Source organism: Pseudomonas sp. 2995-1 (assembly GCF_002742505.1).
Taxonomy (GTDB): domain Bacteria; phylum Pseudomonadota; class Gammaproteobacteria; order Pseudomonadales; family Pseudomonadaceae; genus Aquipseudomonas; species Aquipseudomonas sivasensis.
Window position 1 is genome coordinate 1 of record NZ_LJSA01000420.1, and the last position, 355, is coordinate 355.

Here is a 355-nt window from a genome sequence, read left to right on the forward strand (position 1 = left end):
AAATATATATCTTTTAATGCATAGGCCATTTGATAATCTTCCATCTCATCAATATCAATTCCAGACAACTTCCCAACAACATGCTTGTATGGTTTCTCTCCTAAAAAATATTCTTCTTTCATAGTGGATTCTTTATCTCTCATGTAACATCCGTTAGTAACACGGTAAATATCAGGTAAATCCTGACTTATTGTATGGTTTTTATTAGCTTGGTAATTTAAAGGGCCATTATTATCCCATAAATAATCTTTAACTGTATTTACAGAAACCAAACTGTCATACTCTTTCTTTTCAACAACATTTTCCATATATGACTGAAAAGCCTCTTTGTATTCTTCTGGTCTCATAAGAGGTA

General features: G+C 31.3%; 1 pseudogene. It reads right to left on the reverse strand.

Annotated elements, in window-relative coordinates:
• Window positions 1–355 (reverse strand): annotated as a pseudogene (locus tag AOA61_RS31265) (acylneuraminate cytidylyltransferase); the annotation flags it as partial.